Annotated in this window: 22 protein-coding genes; 10 read left to right on the top strand and 12 right to left on the bottom strand. The window is 46.5% G+C overall.

The window, feature by feature from the left end; translation table 11 throughout:
• Window positions 1-59: 59 nt before the first annotated feature.
• Together QNM19_RS09365 and QNM19_RS09370 are read left to right on the top strand one after the other, a co-directional pair.
• Complete coding sequence (locus QNM19_RS09365; protein WP_049865036.1) at window positions 60-371, top strand: hypothetical protein; 312 nt, start codon at window positions 60-62, stop codon at window positions 369-371.
• 1 nt (window position 372) lies between these two features.
• A complete protein-coding gene (locus QNM19_RS09370; protein ID WP_257721229.1) occupies window positions 373-498 on the top strand; it encodes a hypothetical protein in 126 nt (41 codons plus the stop codon).
• A 67-nt stretch (window positions 499-565) separates the two neighbouring features.
• Here the strand turns inward: QNM19_RS09370 and QNM19_RS09375 are convergent, their stop codons facing one another.
• The 3 genes from QNM19_RS09375 to QNM19_RS09385 form a co-directional block, all read right to left on the bottom strand.
• Window positions 566-1,171 carry a peroxiredoxin C gene (locus QNM19_RS09375; protein ID WP_010382361.1) on the bottom strand — a complete coding sequence of 202 codons (606 nt, stop codon included), beginning with the start codon at window positions 1,169-1,171 and terminating at the stop codon, window positions 566-568.
• Between the two features lie 313 nt (window positions 1,172-1,484).
• On the bottom strand, window positions 1,485-2,198 hold the full coding sequence (gene fadR / locus QNM19_RS09380) for a fatty acid metabolism transcriptional regulator FadR (protein WP_010382365.1): 714 nt from the start codon (window positions 2,196-2,198) through the stop codon (window positions 1,485-1,487).
• A 222-nt stretch (window positions 2,199-2,420) separates the two neighbouring features.
• Window positions 2,421-3,026: a class I SAM-dependent methyltransferase gene (locus QNM19_RS09385; protein ID WP_284026623.1), complete on the bottom strand. Its 606-nt coding sequence runs from the start codon at window positions 3,024-3,026 to the stop codon at window positions 2,421-2,423.
• 107 nt (window positions 3,027-3,133) lie between these two features.
• Here QNM19_RS09385 and QNM19_RS09390 point away from each other — a divergent pair, with 107 nt between their 5' ends.
• Both QNM19_RS09390 and QNM19_RS09395 read left to right on the top strand, forming a co-directional pair.
• Window positions 3,134-3,538 carry a helix-turn-helix domain-containing protein gene (locus tag QNM19_RS09390; RefSeq protein WP_010382369.1) on the top strand — a complete coding sequence of 135 codons (405 nt, stop codon included), beginning with the start codon at window positions 3,134-3,136 and terminating at the stop codon, window positions 3,536-3,538.
• A gap of 174 nt (window positions 3,539-3,712) precedes the next feature.
• A complete protein-coding gene (locus tag QNM19_RS09395) occupies window positions 3,713-4,885 on the top strand; it encodes a DUF418 domain-containing protein (protein ID WP_082225465.1) in 1,173 nt (390 codons plus the stop codon).
• Here QNM19_RS09395 and QNM19_RS09400 read toward each other — a convergent pair.
• Both QNM19_RS09400 and QNM19_RS09405 read right to left on the bottom strand, forming a co-directional pair.
• Entirely contained in the window at window positions 4,834-5,940 is a 1,107-nt protein-coding gene (locus QNM19_RS09400) for a helix-turn-helix domain-containing protein (RefSeq protein WP_049865034.1), read from the bottom strand. The genes QNM19_RS09395 and QNM19_RS09400 overlap by 52 nt on opposite strands.
• Before the next feature lie 15 nt (window positions 5,941-5,955).
• Window positions 5,956-6,363, bottom strand: a complete 408-nt coding sequence (locus tag QNM19_RS09405) for a nucleotide triphosphate diphosphatase NUDT15 (protein ID WP_049865033.1) — start codon at window positions 6,361-6,363, stop codon at window positions 5,956-5,958.
• 177 nt (window positions 6,364-6,540) lie between these two features.
• On the opposite strand from QNM19_RS09405, the gene dsbB reads away from it, so the two are divergent.
• A complete protein-coding gene (gene dsbB, locus QNM19_RS09410; protein WP_417712165.1) occupies window positions 6,541-7,050 on the top strand; it encodes a disulfide bond formation protein DsbB in 510 nt (169 codons plus the stop codon).
• A gap of 7 nt (window positions 7,051-7,057) precedes the next feature.
• Window positions 7,058-7,360, top strand: coding sequence for a hypothetical protein (locus tag QNM19_RS09415; protein ID WP_049865031.1), 303 nt, complete (start codon window positions 7,058-7,060; stop codon window positions 7,358-7,360).
• A 44-nt stretch (window positions 7,361-7,404) separates the two neighbouring features.
• Here QNM19_RS09415 and QNM19_RS09420 read toward each other — a convergent pair whose 3' ends face one another.
• Window positions 7,405-7,563 (bottom strand): hypothetical protein, encoded by a 159-nt coding sequence (locus tag QNM19_RS09420; RefSeq protein WP_156202325.1) that lies wholly within the window; start codon window positions 7,561-7,563, stop codon window positions 7,405-7,407.
• A 293-nt stretch (window positions 7,564-7,856) separates the two neighbouring features.
• Between QNM19_RS09420 and QNM19_RS09425 the strand changes: the two genes are divergently transcribed.
• Both QNM19_RS09425 and QNM19_RS09430 read left to right on the top strand, forming a co-directional pair.
• Window positions 7,857-10,208 carry a TonB-dependent receptor gene (locus tag QNM19_RS09425; RefSeq protein ID WP_049865029.1) on the top strand — a complete coding sequence of 784 codons (2,352 nt, stop codon included), beginning with the start codon at window positions 7,857-7,859 and terminating at the stop codon, window positions 10,206-10,208.
• A gap of 11 nt (window positions 10,209-10,219) precedes the next feature.
• The gene (locus QNM19_RS09430) at window positions 10,220-11,131 is read left to right on the top strand and encodes a hypothetical protein (RefSeq protein ID WP_284026624.1); all 912 of its coding nucleotides are present in this window, start codon (window positions 10,220-10,222) and stop codon (window positions 11,129-11,131) included.
• Between the two features lie 55 nt (window positions 11,132-11,186).
• Here the strand turns inward: QNM19_RS09430 and QNM19_RS09435 are convergent, their stop codons facing one another.
• Window positions 11,187-11,480 (bottom strand): ComEA family DNA-binding protein, encoded by a 294-nt coding sequence (locus tag QNM19_RS09435; RefSeq protein ID WP_049865026.1) that lies wholly within the window; start codon window positions 11,478-11,480, stop codon window positions 11,187-11,189.
• 372 nt (window positions 11,481-11,852) lie between these two features.
• Here QNM19_RS09435 and QNM19_RS09440 point away from each other — a divergent pair, with 372 nt between their 5' ends.
• Window positions 11,853-12,164, top strand: a complete 312-nt coding sequence (locus QNM19_RS09440; protein WP_049865025.1) for a YebG family protein — start codon at window positions 11,853-11,855, stop codon at window positions 12,162-12,164.
• Between the two features lie 150 nt (window positions 12,165-12,314).
• Here QNM19_RS09440 and QNM19_RS09445 read toward each other — a convergent pair whose 3' ends face one another.
• The 4 genes from QNM19_RS09445 to QNM19_RS09460 all read right to left on the bottom strand — a co-directional run bounded on the left by QNM19_RS09445 (window position 12,315) and on the right by QNM19_RS09460 (window position 16,359).
• Window positions 12,315-13,508, bottom strand: a complete 1,194-nt coding sequence (locus QNM19_RS09445; protein WP_049865024.1) for an amino acid aminotransferase — start codon at window positions 13,506-13,508, stop codon at window positions 12,315-12,317.
• A 105-nt stretch (window positions 13,509-13,613) separates the two neighbouring features.
• Entirely contained in the window at window positions 13,614-14,273 is a 660-nt protein-coding gene (locus QNM19_RS09450) for a GAF domain-containing protein (protein WP_049865023.1), read from the bottom strand.
• Between the two features lie 115 nt (window positions 14,274-14,388).
• Entirely contained in the window at window positions 14,389-16,035 is a 1,647-nt protein-coding gene (locus QNM19_RS09455; RefSeq protein WP_049865022.1) for a fused response regulator/phosphatase, read from the bottom strand.
• 18 nt (window positions 16,036-16,053) lie between these two features.
• Window positions 16,054-16,359, bottom strand: coding sequence for an STAS domain-containing protein (locus QNM19_RS09460; protein ID WP_010382395.1), 306 nt, complete (start codon window positions 16,357-16,359; stop codon window positions 16,054-16,056).
• A gap of 145 nt (window positions 16,360-16,504) precedes the next feature.
• Here QNM19_RS09460 and QNM19_RS09465 point away from each other — a divergent pair, with 145 nt between their 5' ends.
• Window positions 16,505-16,834: an SUI1 family translation initiation factor gene (locus QNM19_RS09465; protein WP_284026625.1), complete on the top strand. Its 330-nt coding sequence runs from the start codon at window positions 16,505-16,507 to the stop codon at window positions 16,832-16,834.
• Between the two features lie 47 nt (window positions 16,835-16,881).
• On the opposite strand, the gene QNM19_RS09470 is transcribed toward QNM19_RS09465, so the two are convergent.
• Window positions 16,882-19,875 carry a bifunctional diguanylate cyclase/phosphodiesterase gene (locus tag QNM19_RS09470; protein ID WP_284026626.1) on the bottom strand — a complete coding sequence of 998 codons (2,994 nt, stop codon included), beginning with the start codon at window positions 19,873-19,875 and terminating at the stop codon, window positions 16,882-16,884.
• Window positions 19,876-20,098 lie beyond the last annotated feature (223 nt).

The following is a 20,098-nucleotide window of genomic DNA, read 5'->3' on the forward strand; positions in this document are numbered from 1 at the left end:
AATAGTTAGAACGACTAACACAATAAAGTCATCGTAACTAACGCAAAAGGAACCAGACAATGAAAACCGCAACCCAACTTAGCATCCTTATTCTGACTTTTGGTCTGAGCACAAGCGCTATCGCAGCAGGCAATAGCAGTGTGACAGCCAGCGTCAATGCCACAACCGTCGCCAGCGTCAGCGCAATGTCAGCTATCAATAGCGGGACTACTTCTGCAACTCAGGAGATACTCACTGAAATGAAGTCTCACATCAGCCAGACCATCAAAGCAAATCTGGTTGAACTGAAAGAAAGCACCAAAGCTGCGTTGATTAAATCATTCACGCCAGAGCAAGAAGAAGCACAACAAACATCAGGCAAGGAACAGTAATATGCTGAATGAAATGACACTATTTAGCCTGCTGGTCACGCCAGTTATCAGTTTAATGCTGGCGTATGGTTCGGTAGAGTTAATCAAACGTCTCAATCACAAGTGGTCGATAGGACGTGCATCATGACAAGGCAAAATCGGGGTATAAAAAAACCCGCACAAAGCGGGTTTTTTTCAGAACAACAAAGTCGAGCTTACAGGTCGCCTTCGTTTTCAGATAGGAACTTAGCTACACCTTCAGGGCTTGCATCCATACCTTTTTTGCCTTCAGTCCAACCTGCTGGACATACTTCACCGTGCTCTTCGTGGAACGCCAGCGCGTCAACCATGCGCAGCATTTCGTCGATGTTACGGCCCAGAGGCAGATCGTTTACTACCTGGTGACGTACGTTACCTTCAGAATCGATCAGGAATGAACCACGGAAAGCAACGCCAGCTTCTGGGTGCTCAACATCATATGCCTGACAGATTTCGTGCTTCACGTCAGCAACCAGGTCATACTTAACCGGACCAATACCGCCTTCGTTTACTGGGGTGTTACGCCATGCGTTGTGAGAGAACTGAGAATCGATAGATACACCGATCACTTCAACACCACGCTTTTGGAATTCTTCGTAACGCTTGTCAAATGCGATTAGCTCAGAAGGACAAACGAAAGTGAAGTCTAGTGGGTAAAAGAAAATAACCGCTTTTTTACCTTTAATACGCTCATGTAGATTGTAACCATCTACGATTTCACCGTTACCTAAAACTGCTGCTGCTGTAAAGTCAGGTGCCTTGCGGCCTACTAATACACCCATTGTTATCTCCAAATAGTTAGTTTGAGTTCCAAAGTTCCACATTGACTCAGAGCCACACGGCCAGTAAGGCAACGTATTTCTGTATCACTGTGAATTGTCACTTATTATTGAGGCGTTTTATAAAAAAACAACCCTTATACCAATTGGTATTATTTGGCGCTCAGTTTATGCTGTTCCTTCAAAAGGATACAATCGAATTATCCGATAGCAGCCATCTAATAAATTGATGGCACAGTGATTAACCAGAATCACAACAACTTTCGGGTACAAAAAAAGCACCCTGAGGTGCTTTTTCATGCGGATTGGTTAACCCTTAATCCATGATGTCGTCAGGCATATCACCACGTAGCTGCTGCCAAATCTCACCAGAGCGATGACCGTATTTACGCATCAGTGTAATGGCGCCGTCGTGCTCGCCTTTTTCTGCCAGCGCTGTCAAATCAGCATAAAACTCGCGAGCAAGTTCGCGGGTACGCGGATCTGAAAAGTAATGACAGCCAATCTTTGAATAGAGCCCTTTGAATCCGTTAAGGATTAGCACGTAAATTTTATTGTTGCCGGCACTGGCCAACTGGTGATGAACTCGATAGTCATACTCAGCAAACGCTTCTGCCGTATCTGCGACTTCCGCATGCTTAGACAAAATGTCGACCACAGATTGAGGATTGAACTTAATGGCCGCACGCGTATAGATAGCGCTGATGTTGGTACGTGCAGACAATAATTGGTCAGTCAGTTCAGGGACCTTGTCCTCGTCCAGCCGTGCCAGCGTCTCGAGAATATTCAGACCAGACGTTTCCCAGAAATTGTTTACCCGCGTTGGCTTACCATGCTGGATAGTCAGCCAGCCATCACGCGCCAGGCGCTGCAATACTTCACGCAAGGTGGTGCGAGTAACACCAATAAGCTCCGACAGCTCACGCTCGGCTGGTAAAATGGAGCCGGGAGGAAATTCGCCATTCCAAATTGACTCGACAATATACTCCTCAGCAAAACCTGCTGGGCTCTTGGCTTTAAAGATTCTCATTTAACACCACTTTTGACAACATAAAGTACGTCGACAAGCCTGCGCTTCTGTACGTAGCACACCGACAGGCTTCTGCAACTCAATAATCCACTGATTGTACCAGATGATTTAGAACTAACAAGGCATATCTGTGCCACGGTGCAACCTCAGATAACATCATGAAGGAAAAGCACGAATAAAGGAACATACCAGGCCACGTCGCCATACTTTTTTACCGGTACATTAAGGTTTAACGCCGATCCCCTGAACCACAGCAGCCAGCCCTGTATGATATTGACCCTCTAAAACCGGGCGCTCCAATTGTTCAAGGTGCGTCCAGTCCAGCCCCGGTAATTCTTCAGCCAGCTGGGTTGCACTCAACATTGTTTCCACATCACTTCCACCTCCCGTCCCGAACTGGATCTGTTCAGGCGAATAGGCCTCTGTTAAAAACACCCCATTGGGTTTAAGTGCCTTTACCACACGCTGGTGTAATTGCGCACGCACAGGCTTTGCAAACGGTGCGAATATCGACACAATACTATCCCATTGCTCTGTGCCCAGTTCAAACTCAGCCAAATCAGCTTGAATAAACCTGACCCGCACATTCATCGCCTCGGCCAACAGCCGTGCTTTCTCTATCCCTTTAATGGAGGCATCGACAGCCGTTACCTCAAAACCCTGCATAGCCAGATACACCGCGTTACGTCCTTCTCCTTCCGCCAGACTCAATACACGTTTGCCTTTAAGCTGCTTTACTTTTGCCTTTAAAAAATCATTCGGCTCTGTGCCATAAGCATAATCGGATGCAGCAAAACGAACATCCCACATAGGATCAAAATTCATCATAGTCTCCTCTCGTCAAGTGATATAAACCATGCTACAACTTAAAGTCGACTTTAGGTCAAGCACTGATAGGCACACTTTGCCTGCGATTTCATATCAAAGAGGAACACATGGATATTGCTGATGTCGCCAAAGCCTCCGGGCTGAAACCTTCCACACTCAGGTATTACGAACAAAAAGGCCTGATCCACAGCGCTGGTCGACACGGGCTGCGTCGCTATTACGACGCCACCGTGCTGGAGAAGCTCGCACTCATAAACCTGGGCCGTTTTGTCGGTTTGTCTCTGGATGAAATCGGCCAGATGCTACTGCCCAAAGGGGTAGACATAGACCGCGCCCTGCTGCGCCAAAAAACCGCGGAACTGGATAAGCAAATAGCCTCTATGCAAGCCATTCGAGACGGCCTCCATCATGCGGCACATTGCCCGGCGCCTAATCATCTCGCCTGTCCGACTTTTCAGCGGCTCATGAAACTGGCCGGAAAGCGCCTAAAGCCACAAAAAAGTAAACTTTAACCGCTTTTTTAAATACTGTGTCCAATCAGGTTTTATAAATAACAATATCAGACAGTTAAATGTTTCACTTGCTTATTTTTAGTGTGCATTGATGTCAATTCCGGCCAGATTAAGCAGGCCGACGATCTGAACATGTTAGCGTTCGGCATGATTTAAATTTAGCTGAGCATTACAATGAACCAACCCAGACAAACTATACTCGACGTCATCAGAGGCACCGCCGTCCTCGGTATTCTGTTAATGAATATTCGTCTTTTCTCTGAGCCCTATGCCGCATATTTCTCTCCTCTGGCACACACAGACCAATCTATCAGTGGGCATCTGTGGTGGCAGATACAGTATCTTTTCGCTGATCAAAAATTTATGGCTATCTTTTCCATGCTGTTTGGGGCCAGTACAGCCCTTATTTGCGATAAACAACTAACTATCGGCAAGTCGCCCTATGGCTATTACCTGAGACGGTTAGCCATGCTGCTGCTCATTGGTCTGATCCATGCCTACCTGATCTGGCATGGTGACATTCTGGTCTATTATGCTCTGTGTGGCCTGCTTCCCTTGTTATTTATCCGTGTGTCCGCTTTGTTAACGCTACTCTTTGGATTGCTGATACTGGCTGCTGGCAGTGCCAACAGCCTGATGACATTTAATGCACTCAAACACCTGCCAGACCCGGTTTTGTCCGAAGTCGTTGCCCAACACTTTGCTCATTCCGTAGTCGTCAATCAAGCCGAACTGGACGCTTTCACTGCCGGTTGGTTAGAGCAAGTCAGCATGCGTGCGCATCTGGCCGCTGAGTTTCATCTCTCGACTTTTCCTGCCTGGGGAGTCTTTCGGGTATCGGGTTTGATGCTAATTGGCCTTGCGCTCTACCGATTCGGGTTTATATCGGGTCACTTGTCTTGTCGCAGCTATCGCAATGTGGCGCTGCTTGCTACCCCTGCTGGCATGGTTTTATCTTTCACCGGGCTGTGGCTTAACCAGCACCAACACTGGCAATTCCCAGAGTACTTTTTCAAAAATACACTCTGGAACTATTGGGGATCTGTACTTACTGCATGCGGCTATATAGCTCTACTGGCCTATATCAGTAAGCGAGCATGGCTGAAGCCCTGGCGGGATTATTTGGGTCTGGTTGGCCGCATGGCTCTGAGCAATTATTTACTACAAAGCCTGCTCTGTACGTTCTGGTTTTATGGGCTCGGTTTCTATGCCAATACCCAGATATCGGGTGCTGTCATAACTATCATGATCGTCTGGGCTATCCAGTTATACGGCTCAAAACGATGGCTGGAACGCTATTCTTCTGGACCCGTTGAATTACTCTGGCGCAAACTGTCAGGTCGCTGAGACTGAGTACGCCACTGTGCAGGGGTAAGCTGACGATGCTTTTTAAATGCAGCATAAAATGAAGCCCGGGTACCAAACCCTGCACGAAACGCAATCTCTTCCACCGAATAATCTGTGGCTGTGAGCAGTTCAACCGCCTGTCGGACACGAAAGCCATTGACATAGTCATGATAGCCTGTACCAACATGTTCGTTTAACAACTGCGATAAATTATGTGGATTTAGCCCGACTCGCTCTGCCAATGTGCCTAAAGTAAGCTCACTGTCCAGAAACAGTTGTTCATCATTCATCAGGGTATCCAGTTTACGCCCATAATAGGCTGACAACGCAGGCGTCAAACCCGACTTTTGGTACTTTTTGCGCACTGCCAGACGTTGCTGCTCGGTATAGATCACCTCAGGTGAACGAATAACCCGCCAGGCTATCAGTAGTAAAAACAACTGTAACGCGATATTGATGAACACTCTGCTATGCGCCACTGACAACGCTCCGGTTGAATATGAAATATGATAGATAATTTCGAACACCAGGATCAGCATATTGAGATGACATAAAGAGTGAAGCCAGCGCAGTTTGACCGGCTCAGAGGCACCAGATGTCTCGTTGAGAAAATGTGATGTTTGTTTTAGCCGGAAATAGACAACAATGACATAGGCCAGCTCTGCTGGTGCCAGTATCATCAAGGCTGTTTTATGCGCTATTAGCGGCATTTCAAGCACTGACGCCTTGACCAGCACAAGGTGCAACAAAAACAAACCAGCGGGCAAGAATAGCAAATACCTTTGTCGCTGACTGACAGTCTGATGAAGGGTCTGCGATCCCACATATAAATAAAAAAACGGACCCAGCATCAGTGCAATTGGCACGATAAAAAGGTGTAGGGTGTCACGCGTGCCACTGGCGATATCCAGCAGCTGCACCAACCCAATCAACGCAAAATAGCTCAGCAGGTAACGGTTGTTTTTGCGTGATTTGTGATCCAAAGACAGCAATAAAAACGCAAATAACAAGCAGGTTGTCGCGCTACTTGCCAAAATGAGATCTTGAAATGACACCTACACCTCAGCGTGTTAACTCAGCCCAGTGGGGTTTTGAGCCAATAAATTTTGCAAAGATAAAAACAAAGGTTGTGGCAAAGTATCGGATGAGAACCAGCGCCACTGCAGACATTTATCAGGCTCCAGCAACTGGGCGTCACCCTCTAAGCACTCTCCCAGCACAAATAAGGTGATGTAGTGCTTACCTTCGGATTCAAAAACATCATTGGTGTAATCCAATTGTGTGATCCGGGTCAGTTCAAGGCCGGTCTCTTCCAGGACTTCACGTCGCGCACACTGCTCTATCGTCTCTCCAACTTCAAGGTGACCGCCTGGCGTCGCCCAGGTGTGGGCACCATGCGCACCAATGCGTTCACCCAGTAAGATTTGTCCCCGGCGTTTAATCACCACAGCCACACCAACTCGTACAACAGACTGCATTGCTCATTTTTCCTTTACTATTTAATGGCACAGAAGATACCACATTTAGCCTTTGAAACATCTCTGTCCCTGAAACTAATATTACATTCAGCAGTCAAACTGCACGACTAGTCTGAAACCAGTTGCCCGGATGCAGTGACAAAGCCATAATAATGGGCAAAAAAAGGAACACTTATGTTGAACAAACTTGCTGAATTTTCTCGCACCCGGCTTGCCTGGGGCTTATTATTTTTTTCTGCTTTTGTACTAGAAGCAATCGCCCTGTATTTCCAGTATGGTATGGGTCTTGAGCCCTGCATCATGTGTATTTATCAGCGCACAGCCACATTGGGAATTGTCGCTGCAGGCTTGATAGGACTCGCTTCACCAGCTAGCCTGCCTGTAAGACTCATTGCCTTAAGCTGCTGGGGCGTATCGGCCATTTGGGGCTGGTTACTGGCAAAAGAGCACATTAGTATGCAAACCACCACAGATCCTTTTGCTTTTACCTGTGACTTTGTGCCTAATTTTCCAAGCTTTATGCCGCTGCATGAATGGCTCCCGGCCTTCTTCGCGGCAACTGGCGATTGTGGTAATATAGACTGGTTTTTCGCGGGCCTGTCGATGCCTGGCTGGATGGAAGTCATATTTGCACTTTACAGCCTCTGTTTTATCGCCTTTGCCGCAGTATTTATTGCTAAAAGATGAGAAGTAAATGATTTTCAGACTCAGTAAACTTGCCGAATTAGATGACTTTGCACTGCGCGATAAACAACGTATCAAAGCGCTGGCTCTGGCCCAGCTGCCGGCATCGCACAAGATTTTGCTTAATATCGCCAAACTTTTGCTACTGACGCCACTGTTTATGGCGCTGGCGTTTATAGAGGGCTGGCTATTGCTACCTGTGCTACTTGTGTGTGGATTGGCATACCCTTTGCTCACCGTACCACTGGAAATACAGTTCGCCCGGCCTCATATGCACCACGCGATCTCAGAATTTCGTAAAACACACTCCTAAAGAAGTGGTGCACCGCACCACTAACTACTCGTCAGTTTTCAGCGCTAAGCACGACAATCAGGTCCTTTGCTCAACTCTTCACACCAGACCGTCCAGGGCTTAGTCGTGTACCCACCTCCCACCTGAGGTGTATTAGCCTGGTCCAATTGTTTATGTTGTTCATTCAGACACTTTAGCTTGCTGGTTTTTAACTGTAGTTTCATAGTTTAGCTTCCTTCTGGGTTATTGTTTCATGACCATAAAATCACAAAAACCCAAACTAAAAAAGCACAAAAAACACACAAATGTTACAAAATAATGCATTCGACACACCCCATCATATTATTGAGATTTGCTGAGTACCTGCTGGTGCTCCTCTGCATAGTTGAGTTTGTGCAGCAGTCCTGCGAGCCGCAATTTAGCTGCTATACTCAATGGCAACGATCCGATAAATGGGGTCATTGGAGCCGCATTATTCTCCAGGGAGTAGGAATAATTGTCATCAATAAGGTACTGAATGAACAATAGACTCCCCTGCATCACGCGCTTATGCGCAGGTTGCGTGCTATTTAGCTCAATTTCCTGGGCCGACACACAGCCCGATAGTGACAATGATGTATTTGCTTTGTCGATTGATGAGCTGATGGAAGTCACCGTTGAGGCACGTAAAATCAAAGAGGATGCATTGGCTATCCCCGTCTCTATTTCTGTTATGCCTGAACAATTTCTGCGCGAACGCAACGTCAATACTTTGCTGGAGGCCGCGTACTTTATTCCCAATATAGATATCACCACAGTCGGCGAAAATTCTGGCTGTACACACTGCGCCAACATCACCATTCGCGGCATTGGTCAGGTGGACCCTTTGCCCACCGTAGACCCCAGTGTGGGGCTCTACCTTGATGGGGTCTACTATGCCCGTTCCCCTGGAGGAATTTTTGACCTGTATGATGTGCGTCAGATAGAAGTACTGAGAGGCCCACAAGGCGCTATTTTCGGTAAAAACACCATCGGTGGCGCTGTCACAATCTACACCCACGACCCCGTCGCAGATACATTCGCAGATGGCGAAATCACGCTGGGCGCTTTTGAACGCCGAGATGTCCGTATGCGCACTAACCTTGAGCTCAGCGATTCACTCAGTAGCCGCCTGACATTCACTCATCTCAACCGGGATGGTTTTGTCAGGCGTGAGAATGGTGAGTTTGAGGGCGGGCAAGATGAATGGGCGATCACCGCCAAATTTCGTTATCAGATGACACCAAATTTAACGGCACAGTTGTCTCTGGATCAGCGCAGGATCAATTCAGGATCCGCGCCGTCTATCCTTGCTGCTAAAAACGATCAGGCCGACTTGCTGGTGCTGTACAACGACTTAGTCACACAAAGTGGCATTACTGACCCTTATCCGCCTTTGCAAATCTTCGACTCATCACACCAGAGCGCTTCGCTCGGCACGAACTTTAACACACTGGATCAGTCAGGGGCTTTACTCTCTGTCGCATGGCAAACCCCACAACAGTGGCAAGTAAAGTCATTAACGGCTTATCGGGAGTTTTACGCAACCTATGGCCGTGATTTTGATAATAACCCCGTAGTCATTGGCGATACACAGGACTTTCAGCGTCAGTTTCAGTTCAGTCAGGAGCTTAATATCAGCGGCAGTGCGCTGGACGATCAACTCAGTTGGTTAGTCGGCTTATTCCACTTTGACGAACACATCAATCATCTCACCGATCTGGTCTTTATTGGTGGGTTATATGAGGCATTGGAAAATGTACCAGGTCCGCTGGATGGCTCACCACTGAATAACCCCACCAGCATAGGAGGGCCTGGTAACCCGCTCAACATTGGTCTGGATATAGACAGTGGTTTTGATAATGAAGTGGACATTAAAAGTACCGCTATATATACCCATGCCAAATACGCACTAACACGTCACTGGGCTTTTCACCTTGGTGGGCGGCTCACATTTGAAGATAAGATGCAACAGGTTCAGAGTGACGCTGACAATGCCGGGGTCATTTTGATTGACAGGACGCTGCAAACTCAGGGGCAAAAAAACGGCGGCCCCATTGAGCGAAGCTGGCGAGTGTTTTCTCCGCAAGGCGGTTTAGAGTATCACTTCAGCGACAAACACTTCGTCTATCTAAGCGCATCACGGGGCTTTAAATCAGGTGGTTTCAACGGCATTCCGAATTCACCTACCTCAGCTCAGCCATTTGACCCCGAATACCTGACAGCTTATGAGCTGGGCTATAAAACTAAATTGCTGTCAGATACCCTTCAGCTCAGCGTTGCGGCTTTTGATATGCAACACAAAGCCATGCAGCTGCGAGGTGGCCAATCGACAGAAGCCGGCCTTGAGATCTTTATCGACAATGTCGGGGAAACCAGTATTCGGGGTATTGAAGCCAGTTTTGAGGCCATACCTGCACACGACTGGCACCTTTCAGGTAACCTGTCGTATACAGATGCACAGTTTGATTCAGTCGGTACAGCCACGCAGGTAACAACAGACAGTACAGTAATGCGTTCCCCGCGCTGGACCGCCGCATTTGGATTACGTTACCACTGGCCGATTGCACAGCGGCACCCGCTAAAAGTGTCACTCAACTGGGGCTTTCGCAGCAAAACGTATAACGATGTTTATAATACTGAACTTGGGGCGCAAGGCAGTTTTGCTCTGTTAAATGCACGTATCAGTCACGCCATCACAGCCCAAATGGAAGTTGCACTCTTTGTTCGCAACCTCACAGATAAACGAGTGTTAATTGGCGGCAATGACTTTACCGAAGTATTCGGGGTTGCGGAGCATTACCTGGCCCCACCCAGAGAGTGGGGAGTCTCCCTGTCTTACCAATTTTAAAGATGTACGTTATGATGGCAATCACGCAGTCTGTTTTACTCATAAGCATGGTGGTTTTACATACCTGGATTGCATTTTCAGCAAGTGCTCAGGTCCAGCTACTAAGCGATGACCCACTAGACATCGAGATGGTGTTTTCACAACAGCCTCTGGATATTTCAACAGACTCAAATAACCTGGTGCTGAATTACATCTTAAAAACAGCCCCTTCTTTTTTCCGCCCGCCTTTGCTGCTTGCTCCGGGCACACGCATCGATCAGCTGCTCCAAAGCAACCTGCCCTTTTGCGCCCTAAACCGGATAAAAACACGCCAGCGAGCAAAGCAGTATTTATTCAGCTTGCCTGTGCACCTTTACCCCAGTCACAGGCTATACTTTTTGCCACTGAATATTAACCTTGCCCCTTTTCTTAATGAACAGGGACAATTGACCGATCTCATTGCCCTACTCCAGGCACACCCCAGAACTACCTTACTCACGGAGGCACAACGCTCATACGGCGATTACCTGGACGCACAACTGGCCAGGGTTGATAAAACTCAGTTAATCAGACGCCCTGGTGGTGACAGCTACAAAGCAACCATCACCATGTTCGAGCGAGGCCGGGTGAGCTTTATTTTGACTTACCCGACAACGATTCAACGCTATGCAAGCAAGCTGACACTTACGCAGGTACATAGCATCGAAATAGCAAACAACCCGCCTTTTGTTCTTGGCCACATTGCCTGCTCTGATACCCCCGAAACCCGGCAATTTCTTAAAGTTGTCAACGCCGCACTGCTGCACTTGTACCAAACAGCGCGCTTTTATGAGCTGCATCTGCGCTACCTCCCTGAATCAGAGCGAGATTATTTCAAATTGCAACTCGAACAACAAATCACCAAGGCGCAATTGAATAATCAGGAAATGTACCAGGAAAGATAAGAAAAAGAGCAGCCTAAGCTGCTCCTGGAGATGACCAGACTCAACTGGAACAACGCTAAAATGTTACTTTGCCTTTAAGTTTGGCAAGGATGTTTACACCTATTCCGTTTACCCTTAGTAAAGCATCCATATCCTGAAAGTCTCCCGCTTCTTCGCGAGAGCGGACAATCGCTTGCGCTTTTTTCATGCCAATACCAGGTAAACGGGTTAACTCTTCTGCGCTGGCATGGTTTACATTCACCACCGCATCAGCAACTTGCTGGGTTGTAGCAGGCGCTTGCTCTGGTTGAGCCATAATTGGCAGTGCGGCGGACAGCGCCAATGTCGCTAAAAGTGTTTTGATATTCATCGTGAGATCCCTCAATTAAAGTGTCCATGTTTTAAAGTATGCATTGCAATGTGCATGCACAGTTAAAATAAAGTAAACGCAGAGAAATATGTCAAAATTATGTCTATATTTCCTGTTGCTAATTTTTCATCTCTCTCTGTTATGCTAATTTTTATAAACTATGCTAGTGGTAATCTGACATCATCCACAAAGAGCATACAGGTTAACTTTATCAATTTGTTTTTATTGATAAAGTTAACATTGGACAGGTGCTCAATGTGTTTATTAATTGCACCAGGATCCGCTGTATCGGTACATAACAGCACTTTATCAGTTGTAATTATTGACGAGACAAGTTACTGTACAAAAAAACAGTGTTCGTGGAGAGTGATCATGGCGGTTATCGTTAAGTATGTGGTAGAAAGAAATGGAGTAGAGCGTATGACATTTACCAGCAAAAAAGAGGCTGATGCTTATGATAAAATGCTGGATGTTGCAGAAGCGCTTGAAGGCATGTTAGAAAAAGTGGATGTTCCACTCAGTGAGCAACAAGTTGAGTCGCTCGCACTGGAAATTGCCAAACAAAAAGACGATTTTATGGCCATCCTGAAAGGCGGAAAAGTGTCAACAAAGAAAGACACTGAGGAAAAACCCGCTAACAAGAAAGGGGATGACGATAAAGTAACGGCCATTAAACAGGCCTAATGTCTCTGACCATACCTACAAAAAAGCCAGCTCTTTCGAAAGAGCTGGCTTTTTTAGTATAAGCGAGCTTATACCACCCTGTATTAATACATAACCAATTGGAGAGATTTACTCACCTCAAGATTGGCTACTTAATTACGCGAACTGGTATTATTTCAGTACAGTCGCAACTGCATCGGCAAAGTAATCGATGTTGTCTTTGCTCACACCTGCCACGTTTACACGACTGGAACCCACAATATAGATTGAGTATTCCTCACGTAATCTGTCGATTTGGGCCTTGTTTATACCGAGGAATGAGAACATCCCATTCTGACTTTCAATGAAGGAGAAGTCCTGTCCCGCACCTCTGGCGTTCAGATTGTCTTTAAGTAAGCTACGCAGGCCATTAATGCGGTCACGCATTTCAGCCAGCTCCTGATGCCACTCCTGAGTCAGCTCCTCGCTACCCAGAATCGTGTTCACAATGTCCGCACCGTGTGCAGGTGGCATTGAGTAGATGCTGCGTACAACGCTGAGTAACACTGAGTTAGCAACATCAGCCACTGCAGCATCCTTAGCAACGAATGTGCACGCGCCGATGCGTTCACGGTAAAGTCCAAAGTTTTTAGAGCATGAAGAACAGATCAGCATTTCGTCGACTGTTGAAGCCAGCAAACGCATACCTTGAGCGTCTTCTTCCAAGCCGCTGCCAAAACCCTGATAAGCGATGTCAACAAGTGGTGTAAAGCCCACATCTTTCGCTAACTCAGCAACAATTTGCCATTGCTCTGCGTTTAAATCCATGCCGCTTGGATTATGACAACATGCGTGAAGTAGCACGATGTCGCCTTTTGGTACTTGCTTCAGCGTTTCGATCATTTCATCGAACAGCAGGCCTTTATTCTCATAATCATAATACGGGTATTCTTTGACTTTCAGACCAGCTGCTTCAAATAAGCTGATGTGGTTCGCCCAAGTTGGTGTAGTAACCCATACAGTAGCATCTGTGTTACAAAGCTTAATAAATTCCGCTGCAACACGTAAAGCACCGGTACCACCTGGCGCCTGAGCTGTTCTGGTGCGGTTAGCCAGTAAGGCCGGGTGTTCATTGCCCAGCAGCAACTTTTCCATCTTGTCGCAGTAATCCAGGTTACCCGCTAAACCGATGTAAGATTTAGTTGTTTCATTTTCCAGACGAAACGCTTCAGCCTTTTTTACCGCCTTCAGAACCGGGGTATGACCCTGCTCGTCTTTATACACCCCAACCCCTAGGTCAATCTTATTTGGGTTAGTATCTTTTTTATAGGCGGCCATCAGGCCCAGGATTGGATCCATCGGAAGTGGTTTTAGTTCTGAAAACATGGTTCTCTCTTTTCCTAATTAACGTAAACGAGGTTTTCTGACTCGTTTGTCATGGGGTTAACTCTGAGCTCATATTAACATAAGTTGCCGCGAAGACGAGCCCGCTTAACTTGGAAGATACTCAATCGCACGAATACAAGCGGCAACTAAAACTGCCAGCTTGTATTCATCAAAGCACTCCTGCTCAAAAGCTTCTGCATCAATAATCCCCAGGCATTCACCCTGTTGATTTAACAATGGCAAACACACCTCAGCTTGTACTTTAGGATCACAGGTATAATATTCGCCCCCTTGAGCCACATAATCAGGGATGTTATTGATCACACGTGCCTGCTCAGACAAATACGTTTGAATATTGTTTGATGTAGCGGCAAACGCCTCGGTAATCGGAAATAGAGGACGGCTAGGTGCACCATAATAAGCCAGCTTCAGCAACTGCTGTATACCTTCGGCCGGACGCGCCTGGTAAATACCAAACCAGTCAACCTTCGTGGCAGTTTTGACATATTCCGCAATTGTTTGTAAACGCGACAACTGCTGCTCACTCTCACTGTTACGAGTAACAAAGTCCGTCAGTAAAAAGGGCGCTTCCTGTAGATTGCCGAATAGACTGCAACTGCCCCCCTCGCCCAGTTCTGGAATTTGGTATGACCATGTGGCACTGAGGCTATGGGTATCAAGATACGCATCCAACTCGGCGAGCTGACCCGCCACTACGGCTTCGCTAATAGATAAATTACAATGAGAAAGATAGGTAGAAATCATTTGGCCATCCAAACATCTAAATATCCATCAAATTTAACATGGACGAATGAGGTATGCCAGCGTGATATTAGAATTTTTTATTTTCAGCAACAGTGGCAACATAAACAAAGTCACGTTATCGAAGCGAGTATACCAGCTCAACCTCGTTACCCACCTGATTGTACGTCACACTTTTTGCAATTTCAGAGAGTAACTCAACGCCCCTGCCATGTTCCTGCTGTGATTTATGTAGTGCGGTTGAACTGTGATCAAAGCCATTTCCCGAATCACAGATATTAAAAACAAGACAGAACTCATCCGGGCAAAAACGCACATTGATGATGATCAGCGCATCCTTGAGGCTTTCCAACGCACGTGCCCTTTGCTGATAATATTCAATAAAACCATCGTCCTGATTTTTCAAATCCGACTGCAGCCCCAACACACCATGGTCCAGTGAATTGTTGTATGCCTCAGAAAGTAATAAAAACACATTTGACCGGTGCGCGTGTAAACCTTCGACCTGCGACAAGATATCAACCAGCTCCAGCACCGGATCGGTATATCGCATCTGTTGCGCATTCAGTGAAATGCTAATGTTAAATGGCAAAGTTGAATACTCGGGAGGCAAGGCTTCAGTGGAAGTATCAGGCAGACAGTTGATAATTGCGATACTCAAATCATCCTGCTGCTCTTTGTGTCCGCTGTATTCGCGCACTTGCTGGATAATATCCTTCGTCGAGACATCTACTTTGCAACTCAATACATCGATCAGGCGCTGCTCACCAAACAATTCACCGTCAGGGGCTTCACTTTCAATAATACCATCCGTTGCCATCACAATACGGGTGCCCACATCCACTTCAAAGTGCAGCGTATTGCGTTCGAATTCATCCTCATCGAGGATCCCAAGGGACATGTGCTGAGACTCAATGGTTTTAAGTATTTGCCCCTGCCCGTCTATCAAATAGATATCGGGGAATCCACCTAACCAGGCAGACAGGTTTCTTCCGGAACTACTAATTTCTATAATGGCTGCAGCGCAAAACATATGTCCGGGCAGCAGTGTATTCAGTGAGCTATTGAGCTCTGCTGCAATGTCATTCACCGCCATCCCTTTTTGCACCATAGTGTAAAAAATTTTAGATGCAGGCAACGCCCCCACTGCGGCAGCCAAACCGTGCCCGGTAAAATCGCCTAACAAGCAGTAAAAGCCGCCAATCGGGCTTTTTGCCATCAGGAACATATCTCCGTTAAACATAGAGGCAGGTGACAGGTGATAGTCACATAAATCCGCAAAATCTTGCTGCCCAGATAAGGCATTACGGAAAATATGCTCGACAATTTCGTGTTCTCGTTCGATTTGGTTGTAGTGGTACTCTAGCTGCTTTTTTTGCTCGTTGGCTTCTTTGCTGAGCTTTCTCGTTCTGGCATGTGCACGGATTTTTGCTGACAACACAATCCTGTCGAAAGGTTTATGTATGAAGTCATCTCCTCCAACATGGAGGCACTTCTCAAAGCTGGCGTGATCTTCCAGCGCGGTGATGAAAATCACAGGCAAGTACACGTCACCCGCATGTTCCTTAATCTTGGGCGCAGTTTCGAAGCCGTCCATTACTGGCATCATTACGTCCAACAAAACGATATCCACATCATGCTCATAGAGCAAGTCCAACGCTTCCTGACCATTATTTGCCACCAGCACATCGTAATGTTGGTGCTCAAGCATGGTTTGCAGCAATCGACAATTGAGTGGCTGGTCATCCACAACCAAAATTAACATACACGAATCCCTCGTGAATCAGTCAATATCGAATTTTTTATCGAAGCGTGAAATTTGTAAGATCTTCTTCAGCTGGGGTCTGCAATTACTGATCTGTATACTAGATACCGAATCACCCAGGGTCTTCTTCATGTTGAGCAACATACCTAATGCGGAGCTATCCATGTAGTCAGTGTCGCGAAGATCAACAACCACTTTCTCCGTTTGGTTACCTACGTCGGCATAGGCCTGACGAAAAGACTGGACCAAGTTGAAATCAAATTTCCCTTTGATTTGAATCGTTAGAGTTTTTCCATCCGCTGAAGCATTTTTGCTCAGGCTCATCGCAAGCTCCTACTTTGGTTAAATTTTGGTATCCATGATGTTGTTTTAAATATAAACCGATAAGTGAAATTAGCCAAAAAATTATCTCGCTTCAAACCGCTTTTTGTTACCATAAGGGTATTAAGATTTATACAGGAGAGGCAAAATGTCAGAAAGTCGTTTGGTGTACTCCACCGAGTCTGGCCGGATCAAATATACCGAAAGCCAGCCAGAACCAGAAGTGAAATTATTTAAAGATGGCGCTGTACGAATAGAGCGACAGACAAAAGGCCGCAAAGGAAAAGGCGTCATGCTGGTCGTGGGTATCGACCCGACAGAACATGACCTGAAGAAACTAGCAAAAACCCTGAAAAGTAAAATGGGCCAGGGCGGCGCACTCAAAGACAACATCATTGAGATCCAGGGCGATGATCGCAACAAGCTGAAAGCCCTGCTGGAAGCACAGGGCTTTAAGGTTAAAATAGCTGGCGGCTAGCCTGTATGTCGTGCGAAGTCTGACACGGGCTGGCTTCGCACGCCAGACTAATGCGCTTGTTTGCCCTGACCAATATCCGGGTGCTGACTTTGCATCAAAATTTCATGCTCAGTCAAAGGCGCGCTGTAATAGTAGCCTTGTACAATAAAACAGTTATTTCTTTGTAAGAAGGCCACTTGTTCCTGAGTCTCTACCCCTTCTGCAATCACCTTCATACTGAGTTTTTGTGCCATCGCGATGATAGCCGCGGTGATTTCCATATCATTAGAATCCTCAGGGATGTCCTTCACGAAGGACCGATCCACTTTGAGTACATCGACCGGAAAACGTTTCAAATAACTCAATGACGAGTAGCCCGTGCCAAAATCATCAATGGACAAAGACACACCGAGCTTTTTCATTTCCAGCAATTGCTCAATGGCGGCTTCAACGTCTCCCATTAACATACTCTCTGTCAGCTCCAAATGCAGCATTTGAGGTGACAGCCCTGTCTCTTTTAATGTCATTGCAATATTGTCAATTAGCTCAGCATCTTTAAACTGACGGGCTGACAAGTTGATTGAAATATCTGCGGTACGTCCACTGCGGCGCAGTCTGGCTGAAAACTGGCAAGCTTCACGCAATACCCAGGCACCAAGCTCTACTATCATGCCGGTTGCTTCAGCAATAGGTATAAACTTTGTCGGTGCAATAAACCCTTTTTCAGGATGATACCAGCGCACTAGGGCTTCGTAGCCGACCACTTGCTCCGTGATGCTGTCAATCTGAGGTTGGTAGCGCAGACTGAACTGTCCTTCCTTAATGGCCTGGCGCAGCTCGTTTTCAATATACAAACGCTCGTTGGCCGCTGCATCCAGTTCCTGTGAGTAAAAATGGAATGTATTGCGCCCCTTCGCTTTGGCCTCATACATTGCCAAATCTGCGTGTTTCAGTAGCTGCTCTTCTTCTTTACTATCAAAAGGAGCCAGTGTTATGCCGATACTGGCGCTGACAATCACTTCATTGTTGCCAAGCCGGATTGGCTTGGCCAATGTTCGCTGAATGGTATGTGCGACATCCATTGCATTTTCGCGGCTCTCAATCCCGCTGAGCAGAACAGCGAATTCATCACCGCCCAGGCGTGCAATCGTGTCTTCTGCGCGCAGCCTCTGTTTTAACCTGTCCGCCACTTCGACCAGCAACCGATCTCCGGCATCGTGGCCCAATGTGTCATTGATGCGTTTAAATTCGTCAAGATCAAAATAAAACAGTGCAAAGGCATAATGCCCGCGCTCTGCCAGTGCCATCGACTTACGCAGCTGCATGCGGAAAAAAGTGCGATTTGCCAGCCCGGTCAGAGTATCAAAATAAGCCAACTCTTCCATTTTTCGCTGGCTCTCTTTCACAAAGGAAATATCCTGAGCCGACGCCACATAGCTGGAAATTCGCCCATTCTCCTCTCTGATTGGGGAAATACTCAAACTCACCCAGATCGGCTCATCAGAGACACCTTGCAGCAGTGTGTCACCACGCCAGTAATTACGACTGCGCAGGTCAAAGTCAATGTCATCGACAATGATCGCCATCTCTTTCGAGACAATACCGAGCAAGGGCGCACCGGTGAAATGCGCTTCATTAAAACCGGTCATTTCCAACATTTTAGGATTAACATATTCAATCTTGAATCTGTCATTGGTGATCAGCACGCCGGTGCCAGAGAATTCCACAGCCTTACCTAACCGATTTGCTTGTTTTTGCGCAGACTCTCTTTCTGACACCCGGGTATTTAGCCCATGGATCAATTTACGGGTTTCATCACTCATATCATTGATCGAAGCATTCAACATTCCCAGCTCATCATTAGCATCTGGCAATTCAGGATAGTCCAGTTGACCCTTACCGAACGACACCAACGCATCGACAGATTGATTAAGGCGTCTGAGGATCAAGTGATAAATCACCTGATGCAGTAACAGAGAAACAAACAGCCCATAAATGATAAACAAGCCTGAAAACTTCCACTTCAAGTCATGCAATGCAAACAAAGCCGAATCTCGTTTCTTGTAATAGCCGATATACCAATCCAGCTCGGTCAGGTGAACAACGTTCGCCAGATAAGACTCCTGCTGATACCCGAATTCACTTTGCAAACTAGGTAAGTTAACGCGCAACGTATTGTCTATCATTTCCTGAAAAGCAGCGGGCAAGGAACCTTTATCTGCCAGTTGATTATTATGCGCAACAATCCCCATATTGGGTGCAGACAACACGCGTCCCTGCTTATCAAAAACAATGTATGCTGACTCTTCGGTGGATTTCGGTAGCCGTCTAAGTAACACATCGAGCTCCAGATCACTGCCCGTAAACCCCTGATAAACATCGTCAACATACAGTGGCACGAGTACACTAACAACCCATTTGCTCCAGACTGCATCATAATGAATGCCAGACCACAGTGCCTGGCGAGTGGGGTTAAGCTCTTCGCGCAACAGTGGCAACGCATGAATACTAAAATGACTACTCCCTTTGCCGTCCACCAACAACGAGTTTGGCGGTGAAATACGCACAAAGTCATCTGTGGTATGGAGATAGAAATTGAAAAAGTCCTGCAATAACAAAGGCGACAAAGAATTCCAGACGAATTCTGATTCGGTAAGTAATGCCTGAGTCTGTTCGTTCAGGTTTTTTACTGGCAAATAGGCCGCTGAAATACCATTTGCCGCGATACTATTAATACGCTCATCGTTTCGATTAATTTGTACCTGCTGTTCAGATGAGGTTTGTCCGGGTTGCTCCGAGAACAAAGACCTGCTCACCACCATGTTGGCTTGTTGCGCCAACTTTTTCTTTAGTGTGAGAAATTCAGAGAAGTGCATCTGGGTTTGTTCGCTTTGCACTCTCAATGCATGAAATTCTTCATAGACAAGCTGCTTCTCTTCGGTTTTCAACATTAAAGCAGCAGCAATTGCCCCGGCAATCAAACAAACAGCGGCAGTTAACACCGGAAGTTTGACACTAAGCGAGTTAAAACCAAAGCGAGACACAGGTCGTCGATAGCCCACGATAAACCTTTTAGCTAGTTATAGTTTTTTCAAGATAAGTGCGCAGAATATACCAGATCATAGGGAACCTCGCCAAACACTTTGCCAGATATGTCTCAATTCGGACTTGTATAGTTAAAATGATCTGTGCTAATAATAGCGTTAATTAAATTAAGCACCAAAATTTAGACAGATTTATGACTTTAACAACACGCAACTATTTTTTCTTTTTTAGCTTCTTTAG

It is taken from the genome of Pseudoalteromonas ardens (assembly GCF_030125445.1).
Taxonomy (GTDB): domain Bacteria; phylum Pseudomonadota; class Gammaproteobacteria; order Enterobacterales; family Alteromonadaceae; genus Pseudoalteromonas; species Pseudoalteromonas ardens.

Bases quoted from the DNA above. Each gene is read 5' to 3' on its own strand.
- QNM19_RS09365 (WP_049865036.1), top strand. From the start codon at position 60: ATGAAAACCGCAACCCAACTTAGCATCCTTATTCTGACTTTTGGTCTG.
- QNM19_RS09370 (WP_257721229.1), top strand. From the start codon at position 373: ATGCTGAATGAAATGACACTATTTAGCCTGCTGGTCACGCCAGTTATC.
- QNM19_RS09375 (WP_010382361.1), bottom strand. From the start codon at position 1,171: ATGGGTGTATTAGTAGGCCGCAAGGCACCTGACTTTACAGCAGCAGCA.
- fadR (WP_010382365.1), bottom strand. From the start codon at position 2,198: ATGAGAATCTTTAAAGCCAAGAGCCCAGCAGGTTTTGCTGAGGAGTAT.
- QNM19_RS09385 (WP_284026623.1), bottom strand. From the start codon at position 3,026: ATGATGAATTTTGATCCTATGTGGGATGTTCGTTTTGCTGCATCCGAT.
- QNM19_RS09390 (WP_010382369.1), top strand. From the start codon at position 3,134: ATGGATATTGCTGATGTCGCCAAAGCCTCCGGGCTGAAACCTTCCACA.
- QNM19_RS09395 (WP_082225465.1), top strand. From the start codon at position 3,713: ATGAACCAACCCAGACAAACTATACTCGACGTCATCAGAGGCACCGCC.
- QNM19_RS09405 (WP_049865033.1), bottom strand. From the start codon at position 6,363: ATGCAGTCTGTTGTACGAGTTGGTGTGGCTGTGGTGATTAAACGCCGG.
- QNM19_RS09415 (WP_049865031.1), top strand. From the start codon at position 7,058: ATGATTTTCAGACTCAGTAAACTTGCCGAATTAGATGACTTTGCACTG.
- QNM19_RS09420 (WP_156202325.1), bottom strand. From the start codon at position 7,563: ATGAAACTACAGTTAAAAACCAGCAAGCTAAAGTGTCTGAATGAACAA.
- QNM19_RS09425 (WP_049865029.1), top strand. From the start codon at position 7,857: ATGAACAATAGACTCCCCTGCATCACGCGCTTATGCGCAGGTTGCGTG.
- QNM19_RS09430 (WP_284026624.1), top strand. From the start codon at position 10,220: ATGATGGCAATCACGCAGTCTGTTTTACTCATAAGCATGGTGGTTTTA.
- QNM19_RS09435 (WP_049865026.1), bottom strand. From the start codon at position 11,480: ATGAATATCAAAACACTTTTAGCGACATTGGCGCTGTCCGCCGCACTG.
- QNM19_RS09440 (WP_049865025.1), top strand. From the start codon at position 11,853: ATGGCGGTTATCGTTAAGTATGTGGTAGAAAGAAATGGAGTAGAGCGT.
- QNM19_RS09445 (WP_049865024.1), bottom strand. From the start codon at position 13,508: ATGTTTTCAGAACTAAAACCACTTCCGATGGATCCAATCCTGGGCCTG.
- QNM19_RS09450 (WP_049865023.1), bottom strand. From the start codon at position 14,273: ATGATTTCTACCTATCTTTCTCATTGTAATTTATCTATTAGCGAAGCC.
- QNM19_RS09455 (WP_049865022.1), bottom strand. From the start codon at position 16,035: ATGTTAATTTTGGTTGTGGATGACCAGCCACTCAATTGTCGATTGCTG.
- QNM19_RS09460 (WP_010382395.1), bottom strand. From the start codon at position 16,359: ATGAGCCTGAGCAAAAATGCTTCAGCGGATGGAAAAACTCTAACGATT.
- QNM19_RS09465 (WP_284026625.1), top strand. From the start codon at position 16,505: ATGTCAGAAAGTCGTTTGGTGTACTCCACCGAGTCTGGCCGGATCAAA.